The 904-nt window shown below is 36.7% G+C and carries 2 protein-coding genes; both read left to right on the forward strand.

Going from position 1 to position 904, the window contains the following annotated elements:
• Positions 1-179: 179 nt before the first annotated feature.
• Positions 180-476 carry a BrnT family toxin gene (locus tag ABD009_RS14105; RefSeq protein WP_343826496.1) on the forward strand — a complete coding sequence of 99 codons (297 nt, stop codon included), beginning with the start codon at positions 180-182 and terminating at the stop codon, positions 474-476.
• Positions 469-678 carry a BrnA antitoxin family protein gene (locus ABD009_RS14110; RefSeq protein WP_343826498.1) on the forward strand — a complete coding sequence of 70 codons (210 nt, stop codon included), beginning with the start codon at positions 469-471 and terminating at the stop codon, positions 676-678. Before ABD009_RS14105 ends, ABD009_RS14110 begins: the two co-directional genes overlap by 8 nt.
• Positions 679-904 lie beyond the last annotated feature (226 nt).

Genomic DNA, 904 nt, shown 5'->3' on the forward strand with positions numbered 1-904 from the left:
CAGAAACAATTGGGTATATAACAAGTGCCTCAATTCGCTCTCAGGCTCGCTCGGACAATTAACATGGGCTATTGTCGCTGCGCTCAATATTTTAGCCCATTAGTAATTGCCGCTTAGGCAAGCGTTAGCTTTACTAATCAAATATTGCATAACTCTCACAATGTAACTACACTGTAATTATGACTGATTTAAACTTTGAATGGGATCCAATTAAAGCGGAGTCTAATCAAAAGAAACATGGTGTTGATTTTGTGTCAGCTAAATCTGTTTTTTTAGATGATTATGCTCGTTTAATTTCTGATCCAGATAGCTCAGTAAATGAGGAAAGGTTTATCATCCTTGGAAAGTGTGACGACTCTAAAGTACTAGTTGTTTGTCATTGCTATCGAGACGCTGATAACTTGATCCGAATCATTTCAGCTCGTAAAGCTGATAAACGAGAACGTAAACAGTATGAAGGATTTAAATATGCGTGATTCATATGATTTTTCTCAATCCAAGCCAAATCCTTATGCCAAAAAGCTTAAGAAGCAAATTACAATTCGTCTAGATCAAGATGTAATTGAATACTTCAAACATATGTCTGAAGATAATGGCATTCCTTATCAAAACTTAATTAATCTTTATTTGAAAGACTGTGCTAAGTCACATAAAGAACTAAAAATTGACTGGTCGTAAAGCTAACAAGTGGTTAAAGAAGGTCTCGTAAAAGCTTGCTCGAGCCTTCGGCAAACAGTTTAGCAAGCTAAAACTCGCCTCTTAACCAGGCGTTATATACAAAACGGAGTTCGTAGCATAAATATGGAATTAACTACCCCTCTCCCACCTCAAGATAATGAATTTGAAGCCCTGAAAGCTGGCTTAACGAAATATAACGAATCTCACACAGGGGATGTATTTAGGG

Origin of the sequence: Psychrosphaera haliotis, assembly GCF_039523615.1 — a bacterium.
In the GTDB taxonomy this organism is placed as follows: domain Bacteria; phylum Pseudomonadota; class Gammaproteobacteria; order Enterobacterales; family Alteromonadaceae; genus Psychrosphaera; species Psychrosphaera haliotis.

Coding starts and splice junctions, on each gene's coding strand:
- ABD009_RS14105 (WP_343826496.1), top strand. CDS start 180: ATGACTGATTTAAACTTTGAATGGGATCCAATTAAAGCGGAGTCTAAT.
- ABD009_RS14110 (WP_343826498.1), top strand. CDS start 469: ATGCGTGATTCATATGATTTTTCTCAATCCAAGCCAAATCCTTATGCC.